This window comes from Propioniciclava tarda, assembly GCF_900182665.1.
Taxonomy (GTDB): domain Bacteria; phylum Actinomycetota; class Actinomycetes; order Propionibacteriales; family Propionibacteriaceae; genus Propioniciclava; species Propioniciclava tarda.
Window position 1 is genome coordinate 164,154 of sequence record NZ_FXTL01000003.1, and the last position, 21,937, is coordinate 186,090.

The following is a 21,937-nucleotide window of genomic DNA, read 5'->3' on the forward strand; positions in this document are numbered from 1 at the left end:
CGGGTGGAACCGAGCAGATCGGAGCGTCAGCGCCCGGCCGGTAGGATGTGCGCGATTCGACCGCTACCACGAGGTGCCCGTTGTTCGACACACTGCAAGATCGCCTAACAGCCACGTTCCGCAACTTGCGTGGCAAGGGACGCCTCAGCGAGTCCGACGTGAACGAGGCGCTGCGCGAGATCCGCTTGGCCCTGCTCGAGGCCGACGTCAACCTCTCGGTCGTCAAGGAGTTCATCGCCGCCTGCCGCGAGAAGCTCACCGGCGCCGAGATCTCCCAGGCGCTCAACCCCACCCAGCAGATCGTCAAGGTCGTCAACGAGGAGCTGATCGGCATCCTCGGCGGCCAGACGCGCGAGGTGCGGTTCGCGAAGAACCCGCCCACGGTCATCATGCTGGCTGGCCTGCAGGGCTCGGGCAAGACGACCCTCGCGGGCAAGCTCGGCAAGTGGCTCAAGGATTCCAAGCATCACCCGCTGCTCGTCGCCGCAGACCTCCAGCGTCCGAACGCCGTCAACCAGCTGCAGGTCGTCGGCCAGCGCGCCGGCGTGGCCGTCTTCGCTCCCGAGCCGGGCAACGGCATCGGCGACCCGGTGGCCGTCGCGCGGGCGTCCATCGAAGAGGCGAAGCGCAAGCTGTACGACGTCGTCATCGTCGACACCGCCGGACGCCTCGGCGTGGACGCCGAGCTGATGCAGCAGGCGATCGACATCCGCAACGCGGTCAACCCGGACGAAGTGCTGTTCGTCGTCGACGCGATGATCGGCCAGGACGCCGTCAACACGGCCCAGGCCTTCGCGCAGGGCGTCGGCTTCGACGGGGTCGTCTTGTCCAAGCTGGACGGCGACGCCCGCGGCGGCGCGGCGCTCTCGATCGCGCGCGTGACCGGCAAGCCGGTCATGTTCGCGTCCAACGGCGAGAACCTCAAAGACTTCGACCTGTTCCATCCCGACCGGATGGCCTCGCGCATCCTCGACATGGGCGACCTCCTCACCCTGATCGAGCAGGCCGAGAAGACGTTCGACGCCGGGCAGGCGCAGAAGGCCGCCGAGAAGCTGATCTCGGGCAAGCAGTTCGGGCTCGACGACTTCCTCCAGCAGATGCAGGCCGTCCGCAAGATGGGTCCGATGAGCAAGATCCTCGGGATGATGCCCGGGATGGGCCAGTACAAGGACCAAATCGGCAACATCGACGAGAAGGAGATCGACCGCATCGAGGCGATCATCTACTCGATGACGCCAGCCGAGCGCGCCAATCCAGACATCCTGAACGGCTCGCGGCGCACCCGCATCGCGAAGGGCTCCGGCACGACGGTCGCCGAAGTCAACGGGCTGGTCAACCGGTTCGCCGAGACCCGCAAGATGATGTCTCAGCTCGGCGCCATGGGCGCCCTGGGCATGCCGGGGATGGGCCGCAAGGGCAAGCAGGCGCCGCAGGCCAAGAAGAAGAGCTCCAAGGGCGTCTCGGGCAATCCGCTCAAGCGGGCCCAGCAGGCAGCAGCGGCGCAGGCCGCGCCGGCGGCGTCCGAACAGCCGAAGGCCGTCGCGCACGACGAGTTCGGGCTCCCGAGCAGCAAGGCGCCGGGCGTCAACCCATTCGGCTTCGGCGGGGGTGCTTCGCCCGGCATGGACGAGTTCCAGCTGCCGCCCGAGCTGGCCAAGCTGTTCGACCAGAAGAAGTAGGTTCTCAGCCCGACGAACGGGTCCTTGTGCGCTGACTCGGGCATCGTCAGGCTGGGTCCATGTCGCACAGTCACGAGCCCGCCCTGGACGCCCTCGGTCAGCCCATCAGCGCCGTCACCCATACCCACGACGGCCACACGCACACCCACGTGCAGGCTGAGGTGTCGGCGTCCGGGCCCGCTCCGCGGCTGCATCTGCAGGGCACGTTCCTGCCGTCCGGCGAGGTCCGGGACGCCTGGATCGTCGACGGACGCCTGACGTTCAGCCGCGTCCCGGACGCCGTCACGGTCGCCACGGACGCCTGGATCCTGCCCGGCCTCGTGGACGCCCACTGTCACGTCGGCCTGGATCATCACGGCGCCGTCGATGAGGCGACGGCCGAGACGCAGGCCCTCACCAACCGTGACGCGGGCACGCTGCTGATCCGCGACGCCGGCAGTCCGGCCGACACCCACTGGATTGACGACCGCGAGGACCTGCCCCGCGTCATTCGCGCCGGACGCCACATCGCGCGTCCGAGGCGCTACATCCGCAACTTCGCCGCCGAAGTCGAGCCGGACGCCCTGGTCGACGAGGTCCGGACGCAGGCTGCTCGCGGCGACGGCTGGGTGAAGATCGTGGGCGACTGGATCGACCGCGACAAGGGTGACCTGGCACCCCTGTGGCCCGCCGACGTAGCCAAGGCGGCCATCGACGCCGCGCACGAGGCCGGTGCTCGGGTGACCGCCCATTGCTTCGACGAGCAGTCCGTCGCCGAGCTCGTCGATGCCGGCATCGACGGGATCGAGCACGGCACGGGCCTGGGCGACGCCACCATCGCCGCGATGGCCGAGCGCCAGGTCGCCCTGGTGCCGACCATGGTCAACCTCGAGACGTTCCCCGACATCGCCGCTGCGGGCGAGGAGAAGTTCCCGACCTACGCCGCCCACATGCGCGACCTGCACGCACGCCGCTTCGAGACGATGAGCAAGGCCGTCGAGGCGGGCGTCCCGGTGTACGCCGGCACGGATGCCGGGGGAGCCCTGGCCCACGGGCTGATCCCGGACGAGCTGCTCCTCTTGGCGATGGTGGGCGGCAACGAGTTCGCCCTCGGTGCGGCGTCCTGGCGGGCCCGCGAGTGGCTGGGCGTCGAGGGACTGGACGAAGGGGCGTCCGCCGACCTCGTCGTCTTCGACGAGGACCCACGCTCCAACCTCGCGATCGTGCGCGAACCGAGACTGATCATCCTGCGCGGGCGCGTGAGCTAGCTCCCTGAATCAGGGCTGCATCAACATGATGCAGCCATGAGAACGACCGTCGACGTGCGCTTCCAGCATGTCGTCGGAGACCGCGACGACGACGAGCCCGACGTCCGGACGCGCGCCCGAGAGGGGCAGTCCCGGGCAGCCCAGCCGCCCGGCGAGGGCGGACACGCGCGTCGGCGTCCGACCGGCGACCCAGCCCACCCGGACGCCCGCCGCGAGCGCGGCAGCACCCCAGGGCGGACGCCACGCGGCCCGCTCCGACGAGTCCGATGCTGCTCGGCAGGGAGTCGCTCATGGCCGCCATGGTGCCGCCCAAGGCCCGACAAGCAGCCAGCCATCCCGGACGGCTCCCGGCGGCGGCAGTCCGGTTGGGTGTCCAAGCGAAAGGTGTGGAAGAATGACCGGCGCATCTGTGTCCGGATGGTGCCCTCTCTAGCCCTCCGGATGCGGTTCACCCGAGGACCCGCGTTCGGTACACCCACGCCGCACGAGGAGAATCACCCGCTCGCCCAGGCACGTGTCTGGGCTGTTCCAACAGGAGTAACCACAAACGTGGCTGTCAAGATTCGCCTGAAGCGGATGGGCAAGATCCGCTCCCCGCACTACCGCATCGTCGTCATGGACTCGCGCAGCAAGCGTGACGGCCGTGCGATCGAAGAGATCGGCATCTACCACCCGAAGAACGACCCGTCGGTGATCCGCGTCGATTCTGAGCGTGCGCAGTACTGGCTCGGCGTGGGCGCTCAGCCCACCGAGACCGTCATCGCGCTGTTCAAGGCGTCCGGTGACTGGCAGAAGTTCTCCGGCGACAAGTCGCCGTCGGGCATCAAGCCGCAGCCGGAGCCCGTCGACAAGGTCGCGCGCTTCAACGCCGCCCTGGCCGAGGCCGACGACGAGCCGGCGACCGGGGCCATCTCGACCAAGAAGAAGAAGGCCGCCGAGGCCGAGGTCGAGACCGAGGCTGTCGAAGCTGTCGCCGACGAGGCCTGAGATGCTGGCCGACGCGTTGGAGCACCTCGTCCAGGGGCTGGTTAGCCGCCCGGACGACGTGTCCATCTCTGATTCCGAGCGGCGTCGGGTGCGCACCCTTGAGGTGCGCGTCCACCCCGAGGACATCGGCAAGGTCATCGGACGCCAGGGCCGAACGGCCTCCGCGCTGCGGACGGTCATCGGCGCCCTGGCTGGGCGGGATCAGGTCCGGGTCGACTTCGTCGACGTCGACCGCGCCCCCCGCCGCCGGCACTGACGTACCAACTCTGGCGCCCCGCGCCCGGACGCCTCGTCCGGACGTGGGGCGTCTGCCGTTCACGAGGAATTGAGGACGCCGCATGGCCACACCGACCGAACGCGTGCTGATCGGCACCCTGGGCAAGCCGCACGGACTCCGGGGCGAACTCACCGTCTACCTGCGCACCGATGAGCCGGAGCGCCGGTTCGCGCCCGGGGCGTCCATCGAGGTCGGCCAGGGCGGCAAGCCGATGACGGTCGCCGCCACCAAGTGGCACTCCGGCGTGTTCCTGCTCTCGCTGACGGGCGTCAGCGATCGAACGGCCGCCGAGGGTCTGCGCGGAAGCGACGTTTGGGCGCGGGTCGCGTCCGATGAGGTGCCGGACGCCGACGGCGAGTTCTACGATCGGCAGCTCATCGGGCTGTCCGTGCGGGACGCGTCCGGGGCCACGGTCGGCACGGTGGCGTCCGTGCTGCACAACCCCGGCCAGGACCTCCTGGTCATCGACATCGCCGGCGACGAGCGATTGGTGCCTTTCGTCGAGGCGCTCGTCCCCGTGCTCGATCCGGACGCCGGCTATCTGCAGGTCGCCGACGTCCGCGGCCTGTTGAGCGATGACGAGGACGCCTGATGTCCCCGGCCGCGCCCGTCCTCCAGCTGGACATCATCACGATCTTCGGTGACTACTTCGCCCCGCTCGAGCTGTCGCTGCTCGGCAAGGCGCGCGAGCAGGGGCTGCTGGCGTGGCGCGTCCACGATCTGCGTGACTGGACGCACGACCGCCACCGCACCGTGGACGACACCCCGTACGGCGGCGGGGCCGGCATGGTCATGAAGCCCGAGCCGTGGGGCGAGGCGCTGGACGCCGTGCTGGACGCCCACCCGGACGCGCGACCCACGATCGTGGTGCCCACGCCCGCCGGTGAGCCGTTCCGCCAGGCCACCGCCCACGAGCTGGCCGGCGCCGGGCACCTGATTTTCGCCTGCGGGCGCTACGAGGGCATCGACGCCCGCGTCCTCGAGTACGCCCGGACGCGCGCCGCCGTGCGCGAGATCTCCCTGGGTGACTACGTGCTCAACGGGGGAGAGGTGGCCGTCTTGGCGATGGTCGAGGCCATCGGGCGCCTCATCCCCGGCGTCGTCGGCAACCCGGAGTCCCTGGTCGAGGAGTCCCACGCGGCCGACACCGACGGCCTGTTGGAGTACCCCGTCTACACCAAGCCGGCCTCCTGGCGCGGCCTCGACGTGCCGGAAATCCTGTTGTCGGGTCATCACGCCGCGATCGCTGCTTGGCGGCGCGAGTCCTCGATCGAGCGGACGCGGCAGAGGCGTCCGGACCTGCTCGGCGAGGCGTCCGAACCGGACCCGACCGGGGAATAGCGGGCTCGCTGCCTCGGACGCCGTCGATGTTGTTCCATTACTCGGCGTCGTAGGCCCGCGACGCGACTTCTTTGTCTAGGGTGGGCTCCGTGGCGACAACTACTCTGACCCCTCACCAGAAAGCAGTGCGGTCAACGGTCGCGATGAAGGCCCTCATGGCCGTCACCGGGATCATTCTGATCGTCTTCCTGCTCATGCACATGGTCGGCAACCTGAAGATGTTCGTGGGTGCCGATTCCTTCAACCACTACGCCGAATGGCTCAAGGGAATGACCGAGGACGGCGGCATCGCCTACCCGATTCTGCCCCAGGGCACGTTCATCTGGCTGTTCCGGCTGGTCCTCCTTGCGTGCATCGTGGCGCACATGGTGTCGGCCTGGCAGCTCACCGTGCGCGACCGCGCGGCCCGCGGCGGCACGAACTACGTGGTCACGAAGCGCCGGGCGCAGACCTACTCCGCGCGCACCATGCGCTGGGGCGGCGTGATCCTGGCCGGCTTCCTGGTCTTCCACCTGCTGCAGTTCACGGTGAAGGCCATCACCACCGGCTTCAAGGCCAGCGATGACCCCTACACGATGTTCGTGAAGAGCTTCAGCGGTCCCATGAGCTTCATGGTGGTTGTGTATGCGATCTGGCTCGTGTCCGTGTGCATGCACGTCCGGCACGCCGTGTGGAGTTCCCTGACCACGCTGGGCCTCAACACCTCGGAGCGGGCCCGCGGCGTCCTCAACGCCCTCGCGATGGCCGTCGCCGTGCTGTTGTTCCTCGGCTTCATCGCCGCCCCCCTGGCGTGCGCTCTCGGATGGATTCACTGATGACGACTACGAAGATTGCTCCCGCCGCTGACTTCTGGACCGTCGGCGCCGACATCGAAGACACCAAGGCGCCCAAGGGCGTCCCGGTGCAGGAGAAGTGGTCCGAGCACAAGGCGCACGTCCGGCTGGTCAACCCGGCCAACCGCCGCAAGCTGACCGTGATCATCGTGGGCACGGGCCTGGCGGGCGGCGCCGCTGCCGCAACGCTGGGCGAAGCCGGCTACAACGTGCAGAACTTCTGCTACCAGGACAGCCCGCGTCGCGCGCACTCGATCGCCGCCCAGGGTGGTATCAACGCCGCGAAGAACTACAAGAACGACAACGACTCCACGTTCCGCCTGTTCTACGACACGGTCAAGGGCGGCGACTACCGCGCCCGCGAGACCAACGTGTACCGCCTGGCCGAGGTCAGCGCGAACATCATCGACCAGTGCGTCGCCCAGGGCGTCCCGTTCGCTCGTGAGTACGGCGGCCTGCTCGACAACCGGTCCTTCGGTGGCGTCCAGGTGCAGCGCACCTTCTACGCCCGCGGCCAGACCGGCCAGCAACTGCTGATCGGCGCCTACCAGTCGCTCGAGCGGCAGGTCGCGGCCGGCACCGTCACGATGCACACCCGGCACGAGATGCTCGAAGTCATCCTGAAGGACGGCAAGGCTCGCGGCATCGTCACCCGCGACATGGTGACGGGCAAGATCGAAGCCTGGACCGGTGACGCGGTCGTCCTGGCCACCGGCGGCTACGGCAACGTGTTCTTCCTGTCGACCAACGCGATGGGCTGCAACAACACCGCCGCGTGGCGCGCGCACCGCAAGGGTGCCTACTTCGGCAACCCTTGCTACACGCAAATCCACCCGACGTGCATCCCGGTGCACGGCACCTCGCAGTCGAAGCTGACGCTGATGTCGGAGTCCCTGCGCAACGACGGACGCATCTGGGTCCCGAAGCGCGCCGAGGACTGCGGCAAGGATCCCCGCCAGATCGCCGAAGAGGACCGCGACTACTACCTGGAGCGCATCTACCCGGCGTTCGGCAACCTGGTGCCGCGTGACATCGCGTCCCGTCAGGCGAAGAACATGTGTGACGAGGGCCGCGGCGTCGGCCCGAAGGTGGCCGAAACCGATCACCACACCGGTGAGACGGTCATGCGGTCCCGTGGCGTCTACCTCGACTTCGCGGACGCCATCGGACGCCTCGGCAAGAAGGCCGTCGAGGCCAAGTACGGCAACCTCTTCGACATGTACGCCCAGATCACGGGCGAGAACCCGTACGAGACGCCGATGCGCATCTACCCGGCCGTGCACTACACGATGGGCGGCATCTGGGTCGACTACGACCTGATGACCTCGATCGAGGGCTTGTACGCGTGCGGTGAGGCGAACTTCTCCGACCACGGCGCCAACCGCCTGGGGGCGTCCGCCCTCATGCAGGGCCTCGCGGACGGCTACTGGGTGCTGCCGAACACGATCAACGACTACCTCGCGGATGCTCCGTTCCCCAAGCTGGCGGCGGACGATCCGGCGGTCGTCGAGGCGCTCGCCAGCGTCCAGCAGCGCATCGACAAGCTGCTGAGCATCAACGGCAACCGGACGGTCGACGACTTCCACCGCGCCCTCGGGCACATCATGTGGGAGTACTGCGGCATGGAACGCACCGAGGAGGGCCTGAAGTACGCCATCGGCGCCATTCAGAAGCTCCGCGAGGAGTTCTGGACCAACGTCAAGGTCACCGGCGTCAACGAGGACTTCAACCAGACCCTCGAGCGGGCCGGCCGCGTGGCCGACTTCCTCGAGCTGGGCGAGCTCATGTGCGTGGACGCCCTGCACCGTCGCGAGTCCTGCGGCGGCCACTTCCGGGCCGAGTCCCAGACCGAGGACGGCGAGGCGCTGCGCCATGATGACGAGTACCTCTACGTCGCCGCCTGGGAGTACACCGGCACCAAGCCCATCCTGCACAAGGAGCCCCTGGTGTACGAGGCGATCGAACTGAAGCAGAGGAGCTACAAGTGATCATCAACCTGCGTGTTTGGCGCCAGCCGAATGCCCAGACCCCGGGCAAGATGGTCGCGTACCGGGTCGAGGACGTGTCCGAGGACATGTCGTTTCTGGACATGCTCGACCTGCTGAACGAAGACCTGACGGTCCGCGGCGAAGAGCCGGTGGCGTTCGACTCCGACTGCCGCGAGGGCATCTGCGGCATGTGTGGCGTCGTCATCAACGGCTCGGCCCACGGGCGCGCGTCCTCGCACGGCAACGTTCCGACCACCACGTGCCAGCTGCACATGCGCAGCTTCGCCGACGGTGCGACGATCGACGTCGAGCCCTGGCGTGCGGGCGGCTTCCCGGTCATCAAGGACCTGGTCGTCGACCGGTCCGCGTTCGACCGGATCATCCAGGCCGGCGGCTTCATCTCGATCAACGCGGGCTCGGCCCCCGAGGCTCACTCGGTGCCGGTCCCCAAGATGCAGGCAGACCGCGCGTTCGACGCGGCCACCTGCATCGGCTGCGGTGCGTGCGTGGCCGCCTGCCCCAACGGGTCGGCAATGCTGTTCACGTCCGCGAAGATCACCCACCTCGCGATGCTTCCCCAGGGCCAGCCCGAGCGGTACCTGCGCATCAAGAACATGGTGGGGCAGCACGACGCCGAGGGCTTCGGCGGCTGCACGAACATCGGCGAGTGCGCGGACGTCTGCCCCAAGCAGATCCCGCTCGACGCCATCTCGCAGTTGAACCGCGACCTGATCAAGTCGCTGTTCAAGGCGGACGGCAAGACGGCCTGACGTCTCGCTTCAAGCACGGCGGCGCCGGCTCCCTCGGGACCGGCGCCGTCGGCGTCCGCTGAAGAAAACGATCGGACGCCGGCCGAGCCGTTGGCTTCAGGGCGGGCGGCGTCCGGATTGGCTCGGACCGGATGCCTTGTGGCAAACTTGGCCCTCGTTGTGCCGTGACGCTCCTGCCACAGGGGGTTCCGTGTCCGGACGACCACCAAGACGATTCCAAGGTGACCTGTGGCACCGGCGAGGACTGAACTGATGAACAAGCTGGTCTCCGAGATCACGCAGGCGGCGCTGCGCGACGACATCCCCGACTTCCGCCCCGGCGATTCCGTCAAGGTGCACGTCAAGGTTGTCGAAGGCAACCGCTCCCGTATCCAGGTGTTCGCAGGCAATGTCATCGCCCGCAACGGCTCCGGCATCGCCGAGGCTTTCACCGTTCGCAAGGTGAGCTTCGGCACCGGCGTCGAGCGCACCTTCCCGCTGCACTCCCCGATCATCGACAAGATCGAGATCGAGCGCCGCGGCGACGTGCGACGCGCCAAGCTGTACTACCTCCGCGGTCTGCGCGGCAAGGCTGCCAAGATCAAGGAGAAGCGGGACCACTAGCCCGCGGGATGCGGGAGGACGCCATGACGGACGCGAAACGTGCGCTGAAGAAGGGCGGTGGCGTCCTCGGAGCAGTCAAAGAGATCGGCATCATCCTGGTCGGGGCGCTCGTCGCCTCGACCTTGTTGCGCATGTTCCTGCTGCAGGTCTTCGTGATCCCGTCGGGGTCCATGGAGAACACCATGCTCATCGGCGACCGGGTCGCGGTGCAGAAGGTGTCCGGCTTCCAGCGCGGCGACATCGTGGTGTTCAAAGACGATCTTGGCTGGCTACGCTCCACCACCAAACCGCCGCAGCAGTGGTGGCAGTCCGGGCTGACGTTCGTCGGCCTGCTGCCGGACGAGAGCCAGAATTACCTCATCAAGCGCGTCATCGGCATGCCCGGCGACCACATCTCCTGCTGCGACTCGGCGGGCCGGCTGGTCGTCAACGGGTTCGCGCTGGAGGAGTCTGAGTACCTGTTCAAGGACGCGTCCGGCAAGCAGGTGCAGCCCTCCGAGATGGTCTTCGACATCGTCGTGCCGCAGGGCAAGATCTTCGTGATGGGCGATCACCGCAACGCCTCGTCGGACTCGCGCTGCCACCTGGACGCTACGTATAACGGCGTGGCCGGGGCGTCCGCCTTCGTCAGCCAGTCCTCGGTCGTCGGCCAGGCGGTCGCCACCGTGTTCCCCTTCTCGCGGATCGGCGGGCATCCACGCCCGGCCACCTTCGCCGGGGTGCCGGCGGCGACGGGTACCGCTCCCGCTTCGCCCGTCATCAACGGCCAGCCGCCGCCCGCCTGTTAGGGGGGCCATGGCGTTCGTGATCCGGCGGGCTGCCGGTCTGTACGGCTACGAGCGTGCGCTCGCCCGGGCCGGGTTCGTCCGCGTCGCGGGGGCCGACGAGGCCGGACGCGGGGCCTGCGCTGGCCCGCTGGTGGCCGGCGCGTGCATCCTGGGCAGCCGGGCTATCGAGGGCTTGGACGACTCCAAGAAGCTCACGGCGCCCGCCCGCGAGCGGCTGTACGACATCATCACGAAGCGCGCCGTGGCCTGGTCCGTGGTGAGCATCTCCCCAGCGGAATGCGACGCGCTCGGCATGCACGTCGCGAACCTGGAAGCCCTGCGCCGAGCGGTCTGGCGCCTCGGCGTCCAACCGGATTTTGTGCTCACCGACGGCTTCAGCGTCGACGGTCTGGGGCAGCCTTCGCTGGCGATGTGGAAGGGGGACGCCGTGGCGGCGTCCGTGGCGGCGGCGTCCATTCTGGCGAAGGTGACCCGAGACCGGATCATGGCTGATTATCACGCTGACTACCCCGATTACCGGTTCGACGTCCACAAGGGCTACTGCACCAAGCTGCACCAGGACGCGCTGGATGCGGTGGGGCCGTGCGCGATCCACCGCCTGAAGTGGGACAACGTGGCTCGGACTATTAGGCTGGGGGAGTTATGAGCGCCGAGGATCTTGAGCAGTACGAGAGCGAGCTGGAACTCCAGCTGTACCGCGAGTACAAGGACGTCGTCGGCATCTTCACCTACGCCGTCGAGACCGAGCGGCGCTTCTACTTATGCAACGCGGTCGACCTCAAGGTTCGCACCGAAGGCGGTGACGTCTACTACGAGGTGTCCATGGGGGATGCCTGGGTCTGGGACATGTACCGTCCGGCGCGCTTCGTGAAGTCGGCGAAGGTGTTGACCTTCCGCGACGTCTCGATCGAGGAGATCGCGCACGCGGATCTGAAGATTCCCGACGACCTCCGCTGAGCTTGAGCCGGGTAACTGAACAAGAGTTATCCACAGGCTGCAAATATTCGCCCTCCCGCGCCCAATGTGTGCGCGGAGGTGGCAGATGACACATGGGGTGAGTGACCGGCGCGAGACCGGCGTTTCGGGCGAGGACATCGCGGCCGTGCACCTGGCGCGTCGCGGCTGGCTGATCGTGGCCCGCAACTGGCGGTGCAGGTCCGGCGAGATCGACATCATCGCGAGGGATCCCGACGGCGTGCTGGTCGTCGTCGAGGTCAAGACGCGGCGCGGGCTCGGCTTCGGCGACCCGTTGGAGTCGTTGACCTACGCCAAGGTCCGCCGACTCAAGGGCCTGGCCATGGAGTGGGTCCGATCGCAGGAGGACGCCGTCGGCCCGGTTCGCCTGGACGCCATCGGGGTCTTGTTGGACGCCGACGCGGCTCCCCGGCTGCGGCACGTCCGCAACCTGGAGCAGCCGTGAGGCTCGCGCGGGCGTGGTCGATCGCGCTGGTCGGCATGGAGGCGACACTGGTCGAAGTCGAGGTGTCGATCGGTGGCGGCCTGCCCAACACGATGATCGTCGGGCTGGGTGACACGGCCGTGAAGGAAGCGAGCCAGCGGTGTCGGTCCGCGGTCGCAGCGGCCGGTTTCGCCTGGCCGCCGTCGTCGGTCACCGTCAACCTCACCCCCGCGGACATGCCCAAGAGCGGATCGCATTACGACCTGCCCCTGGTGGCGGCCACGATGGCCGCGTCCGGTGTGGTGCCCCGGCGCGCGCTGGAGGCGACGCTGTTCCTGGGCGAGCTGGGTCTGGACGGGCGGGTGCGATCGGTCCGCGGGGTGCTGCCGGCGGTGCTGGGCGCGAGCCGGTCCGGGTTCGAGCGGGCGGTGGTGCCGCTGGGCCAGATCCGTGAGGCGCAGCTCGTCGAGGGCATCGGCGTGGTGGGTGTGGAGTCGCTGGGGCACCTCGTGGCGGTTCTGACGGGCGAGCCCTATGACGTGGACGTGGTCGATCCTGCCGCTGGCAGTGACGAGGTGGCGGGGAGCAAAGACCTGGCCGACGTCGTCGGTCAGCCCGAGGCGCGGTGGGCGCTCGAGGTCGCTGCGGCAGGGGGCCATCACCTGTCGATGGTCGGCCCTCCTGGGGTGGGCAAGACGCTGCTGGCCGAGCGGCTGCCGGGCATCCTTCCCGATCTGGCCGTGGACGAGGCTCTCGAAGTGTCGGCGATCCACTCGATGCTGGGTGCGTCCCTCGAGGGCGGACTCATTCGGCGGCCCCCCTATGCCGACCCCACCACTCGGCGTCCCTCCCCGCGCTGGTGGGCGGGGGTCCGCACCTGGCACGTCCGGGAGCGGTGTCGAGGGCCCACCGAGGCGTCCTGTTCCTGGATGAGGCGTCAGAGTTCTCGCCGGCGGCCCTGGAGGCGCTGCGGACGCCGTTGGAGAAGGGGGTGATCGTGCTGGCGCGGTCCCAGGGGGCAGCCGCGTACCCCGCCCGGTTCCAGCTGGTGTTGGCCTCCAACCCGTGCCCGTGTGGCTGGTACAACGTGGCGGGATTCGCGTCCCGGTGCCGGTGCCAGCCGTACGCGATCAAGCGGTACTCGAGCCGACTCTCCGGGCCGATCATCGATCGGATCGACATCCAGCTGCGGCTGCAGCCCTTGAGCAAGTCTCACCTGCGGGGCAACCACCCCACCGAAGAGACCTCTGCCGTCGTGGCGCAGCGAGTGCTGGAGGCCAGGTCGCGGCAGCGACACCGCCTCGACCGGCACGGGTTCTCGCGCAACGCGGAGGTCCCCGGCTCTCTGCTTCATCGGGACCTGCCCAACCCGACCGGTGTGGAGGACGTCGACGCCGCCGTTCGGCGGGGCGTGCTCAGTTCGAGAGGCGTCGACAAGGTGCTCCGGCTGGCCTGGACGATCGCCGATCTCATGGGGCACGGGGTTCCCGATCGGGGCGACGTACACACCGCGCTGGCCATGAGACAGGGCGAGACCGAGGAGGTGAACTGTGCCTGACGAAGAGCGAGAGGCACGCAGGGCTCTCGCCTGCGTGGTGGAGGCGGGTGAGCCGCGGCTGGCGTCCGCGCTGGGCAAGGCGGAGCCGCAGGTGATCTGGGAGCGCGTCGCGGCCATGGCGGGCAGACGGCTGGAGGATGGGAGCCACGACCCTTGGGTGCGCCGGGCGTCCGCGATCGATCTGGACGCGGTCCGTGCAGGTGAGGTGGCCCATGGGCTGCGGTTCATCATCCCTGGCGACGACGAGTGGCCGGCTGGTCTGTCCGCTCTCGAGGGGTGCCCCGCGGTTCAGGGCATCGCAGGGGCGCCGATCGGTCTGTGGGTGCGTGGTCCCCGTCCACTGGCGGCGTTGTCGGAGGTGTCGGTGTCCATCGTGGGGTCGCGGGCTGCGACGTCCTACGGGGAGCGGGTCGCGTCCTCGCTGGCGGGAGGGCTCGCCGAAGCCGGCGTCTGCGTGATCTCCGGTGGCGCGTACGGCATCGATGCCGCCGCGCACCGGGGCGCACTGGGGGAGAAGGGGACGACGGTCGCGATGCTGGCCTGCGGGCTCGATGATCCGTATCCGAAGCTCAACGTGGGACTCCTGGAGTCGGTGGCGCGGGCGGGGGCGTTGGTGTCCGAGTACCCGCCCGGAGCACATCCCACGAGACCCCGGTTCCTAGCCCGCAATCGCCTGATCGCGGCTCTATCCCAGGGCACGGTGCTCGTCGAGGCCGCCGCCAGGAGCGGCGCCCGCAACACCGTGAGCTGGGCGACCGGGTGCGGTCGCCCCGTGATGGCCGTGCCGGGGCCCATCGGCAATGCGACGTCCTACACGCCCCATCGGCTGATCCGGGAGGGCGAGGCGGTGCTGGTCAGCAGCGTCGACGAGGTGCGGGAGCTGATCGCTCCGCTCGGAACGGTCGCGCTGGGGCGGCCTCGTGCCGGACGCCTCCTCGACACGCTGACCGACGATCAGCGGTCGGTCTACGAGGCCCTTCCTGCGCGCGGAGGACGCACCGTCGACGACCTCGCGATGCGCGCCGGCCTGCGGATGCCGCTGTGCCTAGCGGCCTTGTCGATCTTGGGCGACGCCGGGCTGGCGACCTGCCGCTCGGACGGCCGATGGCGGCTCGGATCGGTCTCCGACCAGCCGGTCTTGATCCCCGACGTAGCGACCCCGCCGGCCCTGCAGCCCGGGAGTCGTCCAACCGAACCGACGATGCCGCGCTCGGTCGCGCCGAAGGAGTCACAGCGATGAGTACGTTCCGACCCAGGCCCCGACTCACGCTTCGTCACGCGGTGGTCTTCGTCGCACTCGTGCTGGTCTGGCAGCTGACCGGGGCGCTGGGCGCCCTCGCCTTGGTCGTGCCCTATGGCTACTCCGGCTACAACAGCATCGGCATCTCCGACACTCCGGCCGGCCAGGACCAGTCGTCCGCCACCCACATGGGCACCTTCTTCGGCCGCGTCGCGTCGAACGGGGGAGCTGGGACGGGCGCCGACCGCGTGGTGTGCATCAACGCCGACCGCAGCACTCCGACCTATCTCGATGCTCACAAGGACGTGTCGACCAACAGCCAGCTCGGCTACCTCGTCAACAGGTACGTCAACGTGGGAGACGACCGCACCCTCTGGACGCCAGGGGGAGCGGTCAACAGGAACCACCTGTCCTACCCGGCCGGAGGCGCCGCAGCGCTGCAAGCGGGGGCGCTGCAGTACATCCTTCGAAACGCCCTCGATTCGTCCGCGACCTGGACGGGGATCAAGGCCACGTTCGCACGCGGGAACCCCATGGCGTACAACGCGATGGTCGACCAGGCTGCCCAGCTGTCCGCAGAGGCGATCAGCATGACCTCACTCTCGGCGGGCCCGGCCGTGGCGGACGTCAACGCGAAGCACTCGGGCGGCACCGTGACCGGCATCGGCGTCCGCACAGGAACGGGTGACTTCCTGGCGGGCCAGACCTACACCGCCAAGCTGGTGGCCACGCCCGAGGGGTCTGCCACGTTCCACGGCGGCAAGACGACCCTCACCGGTACGACATCCGCGACGCCCATCCCCCTGGCGTGGGCGGTGACCGACCTGGCCGTCGGGACCAACGTGACGTTCGAGATCACCTATACGGGGCCCCTGATCGGTTCGCACTCGTACAAGGTCTACTCGTCGAACGTGGCTGGTCAGCAGGACATGGTGTCGGCCGGCGCTTTCGCCCCCTCCAGGCTGTCGGCGCAGGCGCAGGCGACCGTCGCACCAGTCGTTCTTACCCCCACGGTGGACTCCAAGGCCGCCGTCCGTGTCGACCTCCCAGGGGCCGCCTTGAGCGACACCGTGACCGTTGCGGGGCTGGAGCTCCTGGCTGGTCATGAGGTGGCCGTGGTCAACACGATGTACGGGCCGTTCGCGAGTCGTCCGCCCGCCGGCGGGCCAGTCCCGGACGGGGCGCCGGTGTTCGCGCGGCTGACCAAGACCGTCGTGCCCGAGGCGTCCGGTGCCGGCACGGTGACGTTCACGAGCCCGGAGGTGACCGCCAAGGGCGGCTACTACGTCTTCGTGGAGTCGGTTCCCGAGCAGCGGGTCGCCGGCTTCCTCGTGAACGGCGTGGTGGGGTCGTTTGGTCGGGACGCCGAGACCACCCTCGTCCGGGACGCCGAGGTCACGACCACCGTGTCGCGGCAGGACGCTGTTCTTGGACAGTCGGTCGCCGACGCCGTTGTCGTGAAGAACGCCGATGGACTCTCAGGCAAAATCGTGGCTCGCCTGTACGGACCCTTCCCCGGACAGGTGACAGCGCCGCCCACGGATGCGGACTGGCGCAAGGTGGTCGCGGCGGGTCTCGCCCCGGTGACCTCCGAGACGCTGGCCTTCCACGGAAGCGGCACCTACACGACCAAAGCGGTCAAGCTCAGCTCACCCGGCTACTGGACCTGGCATGAGACGTTGATCGTGCAGGAGACCGGCAGGAAACTCGAGACCGCGTACGGGGTTCCAACCGAGACGACACTCGTGATGCGACCGGCGCTGGCGACGAAGGCCAGCGCGCGGGTGGTGCTCATCCGCGGCGCCGCCGTCACCGACGAGGTCATGGTGACCGGGCTCGGCGAGCAGACCGGGCACGTCGTGGCCAAGCTCTATGGCCCCTTTCCCGAGAGCCGACCAGCAAGCACTGTCCAACCGACTGACACGGAGTGGCGCGACGCCATCAAGGCCGGACTAGCGCCCGTCTTCGTCACGTCGCTGGACGCCGTGGGTGACGGCACCGTGACGACAGCGGGGTTCGCGCCGCTGCTGCCGGGCGTCTACACGTGGTACGAGTCCATGACGGTCGAGGGATCATCTGAGGAGTTCGAGACCCCACTCGGTGTCAGCTCCGAGACCTTCAGCGCCATTGAGCCGCGCCTCACGACCGTGGCGAAGGCGACCACGACGATGGTCGGCGGCCACCTCTCGGACACCATCGTGCTGTCGGGCACCGGTGGACAGCCCGGGACCATTCTGGGCGAGCTCCTGCACGCGGAGGGCGTTGACTGCACCCGCGTCGACTGGGCGACGGCGACCCGCCAGCGGATCAAGAGCATCACGACGTCAGGGGACGGAACGTTCCAGACCGAGTCGTTCACCGCCGATCGAGCCGGCTGCTGGACCTTCGTCGAGACCTGGACCGCAGACGTCGACCCGGCTGTCACGGTCGCCACGTCGCCGGGGGAGCCGTCCGAAACGGTGCGGATCTCCCCCAAGCCGAGCGCCGAGGGCGCGGGTGCCGCCACCGGCTGGTCGCCCGACGCGCCGAACGAGGTGCTCGTCGGGGTCGGCGCGGCCGCGGGCACCGTCGGGGTGGCCCTCCTCCTGGCTCCCAGCTTCCACTCCCGGCGGAAACCGTGAGGCGGGCACGTGGCCGGCGGGTGCTGGGTGCAGCCACCGGGCTCCAGTCTGCGGGACTCGGTCGAGCGGGGTGCCCTCCGCGACGGGCCGTGAGCGGCTGGCCGGTCCCGGGCCCGCCGAGGTGGGGACGGCTCATCCGGATGGCCGGCGTCGGACTGGTTCTGGCCGGTGCGGTGCTGGTCGGGCTGGGGCAGTGGTGGCTCAGGGTTCCCGGCATCGAGCCTCCCGCGCTGCCGTACGCCTTCGATCTGGACGCGTCCCAGTCCACGACGCCAACGACCGATGCCTCCCCGGCATCGTCGTCGCCAGAGGACGGGGCCAACGCCGGCATTGTCCAACCGACGCCATCGGCCGCGCCGGAGCGGATGTCGGTGAGCATCCCGGCTCTAGCGCTCAAGGCGAGAATCGTGCCCGCGGACTCGTTCGAGCAGGTCGGCGCCCTGAGGTCCCTGTCGATCCCATCGGACGCCAGCGCGGCGGCCTGGTTCAGCGGCGGCGGGACCGTGGCCAACCTGGGCCGCGGTACGACGCTCGTCGCCGGCCACGTGGTCAACGACGGGCGGCGAGGGGCCTTCTTCTCGTTGTCCCTGGCCAAACCCGGCATGCTCGTCTACACCACGGACGCGGACGGCCGACGACGCGAGTGGTCCGTCGCCGGGTCGCGCCAGACCCCCAAGGCCCCGTTTCCCGCCGACTTCTGGTCGGCCGAAGGCCCGGCGCGACTGGTCCTGGTGACGTGCGGTGGCCGAGTTCTCCCGGACGGTCATTTCGAGGACAACATCATCGTGACCGCGGTGCCGACCGGACGACTCGAACCGGGCGCCGCAACCGGGGGGGCCTAGTGGACGCCGCAGCCGGGCTGTCGTCGCGCAGACTGGTCTCCTGCCGGCGGCGCGCCCCGCCCGCGGTCAGTACATCCGCGCGCAGGGATGGCTCTTCGGGCGACTCCACCCGGCTCATCCGCCGGCGATGCGTTGCTCAGCGAGGCGCGTCGGGTGGCGGGGGCCGATGCAAGCCACCACTGTCGCCAGGCGTACCGGGGCTTCGGCCAAAGAGCAGGCCTCAGTGTTCGAACTCCGCTGCCTCTTCGTTCGTGTAGAAGGTGACCTCTTCGGGCCCCGGCAACCGGTCGTCGGGAAGGGCGAGCAGGCGCTGTCGCCGCGCCTCCCGGTTGGTCGTGGCCAGCGCTTCGAGGGCGCGGAGGCGTCCAGGGACGTCGTTGTCGCGGAGCAGCGCCAAGCCCTCTTCATAGACCGCGGCGCTGCCATAGATCAGCTCCGCTTCGTCGAAGACCTTGCAGGCGACCATCGTGGTGAAGCTGTCGAAGGACGCCTGATCGGCGAGGCGAGCCATCGGCTTGATCACGTAGTCGACCTCTTCCCGAAACGCCGGGTTCCGCAGGTAGAGCCACTTGCGACCGAGCAAGGCCTCGTCCAGCACGGGCATCAGGGCCGCGGCGTCGGCGTCCCGAACGAGCACGATGATGTCGAGGTCGGAGCCCTCCACGACCGACTGCGTGCTGGTCTCCCGCCGCGCCACATCGTGCGACATCCCGTACACGATGTCCCCGGCGACCAGCGCGCAGAAGGCGTCCAGGTTCGCGCGTCCGGCTCGGACCAGTGGCCCGAACGCCTCCTGGACGATCCGGGTGGCGAGGCGGTGTTTGTTACGGCTGATCACGGTGATCCGAGCCTGCAGTCGTCGGGCCGCCTCGTCGACCGCGTCGGCATCGGACGCCAGCCCCACGATCGTGTAGGTCATGAACTCGCGCAGGATCGAGGGCGACAGGCGGGCGAAGCCCTCGATGGTGCGGTCGAGGCGGACGTAGCGGCGTCCCACGGTCTTCAGCAGCAATGCGTCAGCGGTCGTACACGCCTTCCACAACGCGAAGATCTCCCCGCCCACGGCCTCGTGCAGCTGAGCTCCGGTCAACGGACCCTGCTCAGCCAGGACCTTGAGCACGTCATCGATCGCCGCACCGGCCACGACCGTCAGCCGATCGCCGCGCGCACCACGTCCGCGATCTGCTCGGCGTAGCGGTCGGTGACGTCTTCGCTCGGCCCCTCCACCATGACTCGGCACATGTTCTGGGTGCCCGAGTAGCGCACCAGCACGCGTCCGCGTCCCTCGAGCTCCGACTCGACCCGGGCGATGGCGTCGGTGAGACCGGCGATGTCCTCGACGGGCGGCTTCGACGTGACGTCGATGTTGATCAGCTTCTGCGGGAAAATCGCCATGACTGTTGCCAGCTCCGACAGCGGACGGCCCGACTTCAGCATCGTCGCCACCAGTTGCAGCGCGCTCAGGGTGCCGTCGCCCGTCGTGTGGTGCTTGAGGAAGATCATGTGGCCGGAATCCTCGCCACCGAGCACTCCGCCGAGCCGCTGCATGTCCTCCAGGACGTTGCGGTCGCCCACCCCGGACGCGTGGTGCACTATGTCGAACGTGCGGCAGGCCTCGCGCAGGCCCAGGTTGCTCATCACGGTCGTGACGAGGAGGTCTTTGACCAGCTTCCCCTCGAGCTGCAGCTGACGGGCGCAGATCATCAGCACCTGGTCGCCCCGGATCTCTTGGCCGCGCTCGTCCACCGCGATCAGTCGGTCGCCGTCGCCGTCGAACGCGAGCCCCACGACCGAGCCGGTGTCCAGCACGACCTGGCGCAGCCGCTCGGTGTGCTGGGAGCCGCAGTTGTCGTTGATGTTGTAGCCGTTCGGCTCGTCGTTGATGACGGTCACGTCGGCGCCCAGCTCGGCGAACACGGCCGGCGCCACCTTGTAGGTCGCACCGTGGCCCACATCGAGCGCGATTTTCACGCCGTCGAGCGACAGCGATCGCGGGAACGTGTTCTTGAGGAAGACGACGTAGCGCCCCATGGCGTCCTCGAGCCGGTGCGCGCGGCCCATGTCGCGGGCATGCGGCACCATCGTCGACAGCTGCCCGCCCAGGATCAGCTCCTCGATGTGCGCCTCCTCCTCGTCCGACAGCTTGAAGCCGGAGCCGGAGAAGATCTTGATGCCGTTGTCCTGGAAGGGGTTGTGGGACGCCGACACGACGACTCCGGCGTCCGCGCGCATGCTTTCGGTGATGTAGGCGATGCCGGGCGTGGGCAGCACCCCGACCATCTCGACCGACCCACCCATCGAGGTGATGCCTGCTTCCAGCGCGCTTTCGATCATGTAGCCGGAGATGCGCGTGTCTTTGCCGACGACGACCCGGCCGTGCTTGCCCTCGTCCTTCAGGACCCTTGTGAGCGCCTGGCCGACGTCGAACGCCATCGTGGCGTTCATCGGGTACTGATTGGCCTCGCCGCGGATTCCGTCCGTGCCGAAGAGCTTGCCCATCGCGCCTCCTGACTAGTGCGCTCAGCCGAACAGCCCAAGGTCAGGTGCGAGGGCCGCGCTGCGCGCACGCAACGCCGACACGATACCGGTCAGCCAGGCGGTCCCGTCGGCCTTGACCGAGGGCTCGAGTGCACGAACGGCGTCGACATAGGCGAGGCCGCTCGCTGCGGCGTCCGATAGCGAGGCCACCAGCGAGACTGGAGCGACGGCGTCCGAGGGGTCGAAGAGTCCGGGCAAGTCGGACGCCGCAGCCACGAGTTGCGCGCGTCCAGGATCGCCGTCGGCGGGCACTTTCGCGATCATCGCCAGGAGCCGCTTGATGCGTTCCGCACGGCCGGCCGCGAGGGCATCCAGGGCGCCCTGCAACACGAGCGGTCCGAGGTCGACGGCGTCGAAGAAGGGACGCCGCGCCGCCCGGTACCACGCGTCGAGGGCCACCAGGGAGGCCAGGTAGTCGACGTTGTGCTCCAGGACGCGCCGTAAGGCTCGGTAGGACGCCTTCGCCGCCGGACGCCGCAGGTCGCGGTGGACGCCTTCGAGGACCAGCAGTCCGTCCTCGTCGACGTCGCCGCGCAGGATGCTGCCGGCCCCGACGATCGTTCCGAAGCCGGTGTGGACGGGCCCGACCGCGCCGCCTTGGCCGCCGAGGAAGATGGGCGGCTGATCCAGCATGACGCCGCGCGGCACGTCGCCGAACAGGGACGCCGTCGTCTTGTCACCGTCCGGGGTGAAGTTGAAGTGGATGTAGGAGGAGCCGACCTCGCTGTGGTCCGATCGGCTCGTGCCGCCCGACAGGAGGCAGTCGCAGAAGTTGATGAGCGAGCCCAGGGTGACGAACGGGAACAGGATCGTCTGCTTGAGCCCGACGCAGTGCGCCCCGGACGCCTCCTCCTCGAGGATGCAGCCCTCGCGCACGTGGGCCCCCAGGCCCAGGTTCGCTCCGTCCAGGAACGTCGAGTTGGCGACGTAGCCGCCCTTGAGGTGGACGCCGCCGCCGAGTTGGCAGTTCTCGACGGTGACCGGGGTCTCGGCGCCCAGGACACAGCCGGCGGAGATCACGGTCTTCGCGCCGCGGAGTCGGGTTCCGGGGTGGAGCACCACCCCGTCGCCCGAGATGCGGTCGATGTCGACGTCGTCGTCGACGTCGAGGCTGCCGGGGTTGGGGATGACGACGCCTTTGGCGAGAAGGTCCGCGACCGCGGTCTGGCCGCGTGGCAAAAGGGTCATGTGGGCGTCCTCACTACGTCGTCTGCGCCGGACGAGGG

General features: G+C 68.9%; 22 protein-coding genes and 1 pseudogene. 19 read left to right on the top strand and 4 right to left on the bottom strand.

Annotated features, from left to right (window positions below):
- Positions 1–80 precede the first annotated feature (80 nt).
- Positions 81–1,679, top strand: coding sequence for a signal recognition particle protein (gene ffh, locus FN821_RS04500; RefSeq protein ID WP_131171258.1), 1,599 nt, complete (start codon positions 81–83; stop codon positions 1,677–1,679).
- A 59-nt stretch (positions 1,680–1,738) separates the two neighbouring features.
- Entirely contained in the window at positions 1,739–2,926 is a 1,188-nt protein-coding gene (locus FN821_RS04505) for an amidohydrolase family protein (RefSeq protein ID WP_131171257.1), read from the top strand.
- Positions 2,927–2,935: 9 nt separating this feature from the next.
- On the opposite strand, the gene FN821_RS14175 is transcribed toward FN821_RS04505, so the two are convergent.
- Positions 2,936–3,091 (bottom strand): hypothetical protein, encoded by a 156-nt coding sequence (locus FN821_RS14175; protein WP_165489233.1) that lies wholly within the window; start codon positions 3,089–3,091, stop codon positions 2,936–2,938.
- 384 nt (positions 3,092–3,475) lie between these two features.
- On the opposite strand from FN821_RS14175, the gene rpsP reads away from it, so the two are divergent.
- From rpsP to FN821_RS04585, 17 genes and pseudogenes are all read left to right on the top strand, one after another.
- The gene (rpsP, locus tag FN821_RS04510; protein WP_131171256.1) at positions 3,476–3,913 is read left to right on the top strand and encodes a 30S ribosomal protein S16; all 438 of its coding nucleotides are present in this window, start codon (positions 3,476–3,478) and stop codon (positions 3,911–3,913) included.
- A gap of 1 nt (position 3,914) precedes the next feature.
- Positions 3,915–4,169 carry an RNA-binding protein gene (locus FN821_RS04515; RefSeq protein ID WP_131171255.1) on the top strand — a complete coding sequence of 85 codons (255 nt, stop codon included), beginning with the start codon at positions 3,915–3,917 and terminating at the stop codon, positions 4,167–4,169.
- A gap of 82 nt (positions 4,170–4,251) precedes the next feature.
- Complete coding sequence (gene rimM / locus FN821_RS04520) at positions 4,252–4,782, top strand: ribosome maturation factor RimM (protein ID WP_131171254.1); 531 nt, start codon at positions 4,252–4,254, stop codon at positions 4,780–4,782.
- Positions 4,782–5,531 (top strand): tRNA (guanosine(37)-N1)-methyltransferase TrmD, encoded by a 750-nt coding sequence (gene trmD / locus FN821_RS04525; protein ID WP_131171253.1) that lies wholly within the window; start codon positions 4,782–4,784, stop codon positions 5,529–5,531. Before rimM ends, trmD begins: the two co-directional genes overlap by 1 nt.
- Before the next feature lie 89 nt (positions 5,532–5,620).
- On the top strand, positions 5,621–6,346 hold the full coding sequence (locus FN821_RS04530) for a succinate dehydrogenase cytochrome b subunit (protein ID WP_221929110.1): 726 nt from the start codon (positions 5,621–5,623) through the stop codon (positions 6,344–6,346).
- Positions 6,346–8,352, top strand: coding sequence for a fumarate reductase/succinate dehydrogenase flavoprotein subunit (locus FN821_RS04535; protein ID WP_180319733.1), 2,007 nt, complete (start codon positions 6,346–6,348; stop codon positions 8,350–8,352). Before FN821_RS04530 ends, FN821_RS04535 begins: the two co-directional genes overlap by 1 nt.
- Positions 8,349–9,122 (top strand): succinate dehydrogenase/fumarate reductase iron-sulfur subunit, encoded by a 774-nt coding sequence (locus FN821_RS04540; protein WP_131171250.1) that lies wholly within the window; start codon positions 8,349–8,351, stop codon positions 9,120–9,122. The genes FN821_RS04535 and FN821_RS04540 overlap by 4 nt, the downstream gene beginning before the upstream one ends.
- A 252-nt stretch (positions 9,123–9,374) precedes the next feature.
- Positions 9,375–9,725 (top strand): 50S ribosomal protein L19, encoded by a 351-nt coding sequence (gene rplS / locus FN821_RS04545; RefSeq protein ID WP_131171249.1) that lies wholly within the window; start codon positions 9,375–9,377, stop codon positions 9,723–9,725.
- A gap of 23 nt (positions 9,726–9,748) precedes the next feature.
- A complete protein-coding gene (lepB, locus tag FN821_RS04550; RefSeq protein ID WP_131171248.1) occupies positions 9,749–10,513 on the top strand; it encodes a signal peptidase I in 765 nt (254 codons plus the stop codon).
- A 7-nt stretch (positions 10,514–10,520) separates the two neighbouring features.
- Positions 10,521–11,159, top strand: a complete 639-nt coding sequence (locus tag FN821_RS04555; RefSeq protein WP_131171247.1) for a ribonuclease HII — start codon at positions 10,521–10,523, stop codon at positions 11,157–11,159.
- A complete protein-coding gene (locus tag FN821_RS04560; RefSeq protein ID WP_131171246.1) occupies positions 11,156–11,470 on the top strand; it encodes a DUF2469 domain-containing protein in 315 nt (104 codons plus the stop codon). Before FN821_RS04555 ends, FN821_RS04560 begins: the two co-directional genes overlap by 4 nt.
- 97 nt (positions 11,471–11,567) lie before the next feature.
- A complete protein-coding gene (locus FN821_RS04565; protein ID WP_241660084.1) occupies positions 11,568–11,933 on the top strand; it encodes a YraN family protein in 366 nt (121 codons plus the stop codon).
- A gap of 92 nt (positions 11,934–12,025) precedes the next feature.
- Positions 12,026–13,065 (top strand): annotated as a pseudogene (locus FN821_RS04570) (YifB family Mg chelatase-like AAA ATPase); the annotation flags it as partial.
- Positions 13,066–13,179: 114 nt separating this feature from the next.
- Positions 13,180–13,470 carry a magnesium chelatase subunit ChlI family protein gene (locus tag FN821_RS15110; RefSeq protein WP_244944430.1) on the top strand — a complete coding sequence of 97 codons (291 nt, stop codon included), beginning with the start codon at positions 13,180–13,182 and terminating at the stop codon, positions 13,468–13,470.
- Entirely contained in the window at positions 13,463–14,710 is a 1,248-nt protein-coding gene (gene dprA, locus FN821_RS04575; RefSeq protein WP_131171244.1) for a DNA-processing protein DprA, read from the top strand. The genes FN821_RS15110 and dprA overlap by 8 nt, the downstream gene beginning before the upstream one ends.
- On the top strand, positions 14,707–17,331 hold the full coding sequence (locus FN821_RS04580; protein ID WP_131171243.1) for a hypothetical protein: 2,625 nt from the start codon (positions 14,707–14,709) through the stop codon (positions 17,329–17,331). The genes dprA and FN821_RS04580 overlap by 4 nt, the downstream gene beginning before the upstream one ends.
- Positions 17,332–17,471: 140 nt before the next feature.
- On the top strand, positions 17,472–18,173 hold the full coding sequence (locus FN821_RS04585; RefSeq protein WP_131171242.1) for a class F sortase: 702 nt from the start codon (positions 17,472–17,474) through the stop codon (positions 18,171–18,173).
- A gap of 220 nt (positions 18,174–18,393) precedes the next feature.
- On the opposite strand, the gene FN821_RS04590 is transcribed toward FN821_RS04585, so the two are convergent.
- The 3 genes from FN821_RS04590 to FN821_RS04600 are packed head-to-tail and all read right to left on the bottom strand — an operon-like array spanning position 18,394 to position 21,899.
- Positions 18,394–19,317 carry a hypothetical protein gene (locus FN821_RS04590; protein ID WP_131171241.1) on the bottom strand — a complete coding sequence of 308 codons (924 nt, stop codon included), beginning with the start codon at positions 19,315–19,317 and terminating at the stop codon, positions 18,394–18,396.
- Positions 19,318–19,322: 5 nt separating this feature from the next.
- Complete coding sequence (gene glmM / locus FN821_RS04595; RefSeq protein ID WP_131171240.1) at positions 19,323–20,672, bottom strand: phosphoglucosamine mutase; 1,350 nt, start codon at positions 20,670–20,672, stop codon at positions 19,323–19,325.
- A 21-nt stretch (positions 20,673–20,693) separates the two neighbouring features.
- A complete protein-coding gene (locus FN821_RS04600; RefSeq protein WP_131171239.1) occupies positions 20,694–21,899 on the bottom strand; it encodes a UDP-N-acetylglucosamine pyrophosphorylase in 1,206 nt (401 codons plus the stop codon).
- Between the last annotated feature and the right edge of the window lie 38 nt (positions 21,900–21,937).

Coding starts and splice junctions, on each gene's coding strand:
- FN821_RS04505 (WP_131171257.1), top strand. CDS start 1,739: ATGTCGCACAGTCACGAGCCCGCCCTGGACGCCCTCGGTCAGCCCATC.
- FN821_RS04515 (WP_131171255.1), top strand. CDS start 3,915: ATGCTGGCCGACGCGTTGGAGCACCTCGTCCAGGGGCTGGTTAGCCGC.
- rimM (WP_131171254.1), top strand. CDS start 4,252: ATGGCCACACCGACCGAACGCGTGCTGATCGGCACCCTGGGCAAGCCG.
- trmD (WP_131171253.1), top strand. CDS start 4,782: ATGTCCCCGGCCGCGCCCGTCCTCCAGCTGGACATCATCACGATCTTC.
- FN821_RS04535 (WP_180319733.1), top strand. CDS start 6,346: ATGACGACTACGAAGATTGCTCCCGCCGCTGACTTCTGGACCGTCGGC.
- rplS (WP_131171249.1), top strand. CDS start 9,375: ATGAACAAGCTGGTCTCCGAGATCACGCAGGCGGCGCTGCGCGACGAC.
- lepB (WP_131171248.1), top strand. CDS start 9,749: ATGACGGACGCGAAACGTGCGCTGAAGAAGGGCGGTGGCGTCCTCGGA.
- FN821_RS04555 (WP_131171247.1), top strand. CDS start 10,521: ATGGCGTTCGTGATCCGGCGGGCTGCCGGTCTGTACGGCTACGAGCGT.
- FN821_RS04560 (WP_131171246.1), top strand. CDS start 11,156: ATGAGCGCCGAGGATCTTGAGCAGTACGAGAGCGAGCTGGAACTCCAG.
- FN821_RS04580 (WP_131171243.1), top strand. CDS start 14,707: ATGAGTACGTTCCGACCCAGGCCCCGACTCACGCTTCGTCACGCGGTG.
- FN821_RS04585 (WP_131171242.1), top strand. CDS start 17,472: ATGGCCGGCGTCGGACTGGTTCTGGCCGGTGCGGTGCTGGTCGGGCTG.
- glmM (WP_131171240.1), bottom strand. CDS start 20,672: ATGGGCAAGCTCTTCGGCACGGACGGAATCCGCGGCGAGGCCAATCAG.
- FN821_RS04600 (WP_131171239.1), bottom strand. CDS start 21,899: ATGACCCTTTTGCCACGCGGCCAGACCGCGGTCGCGGACCTTCTCGCC.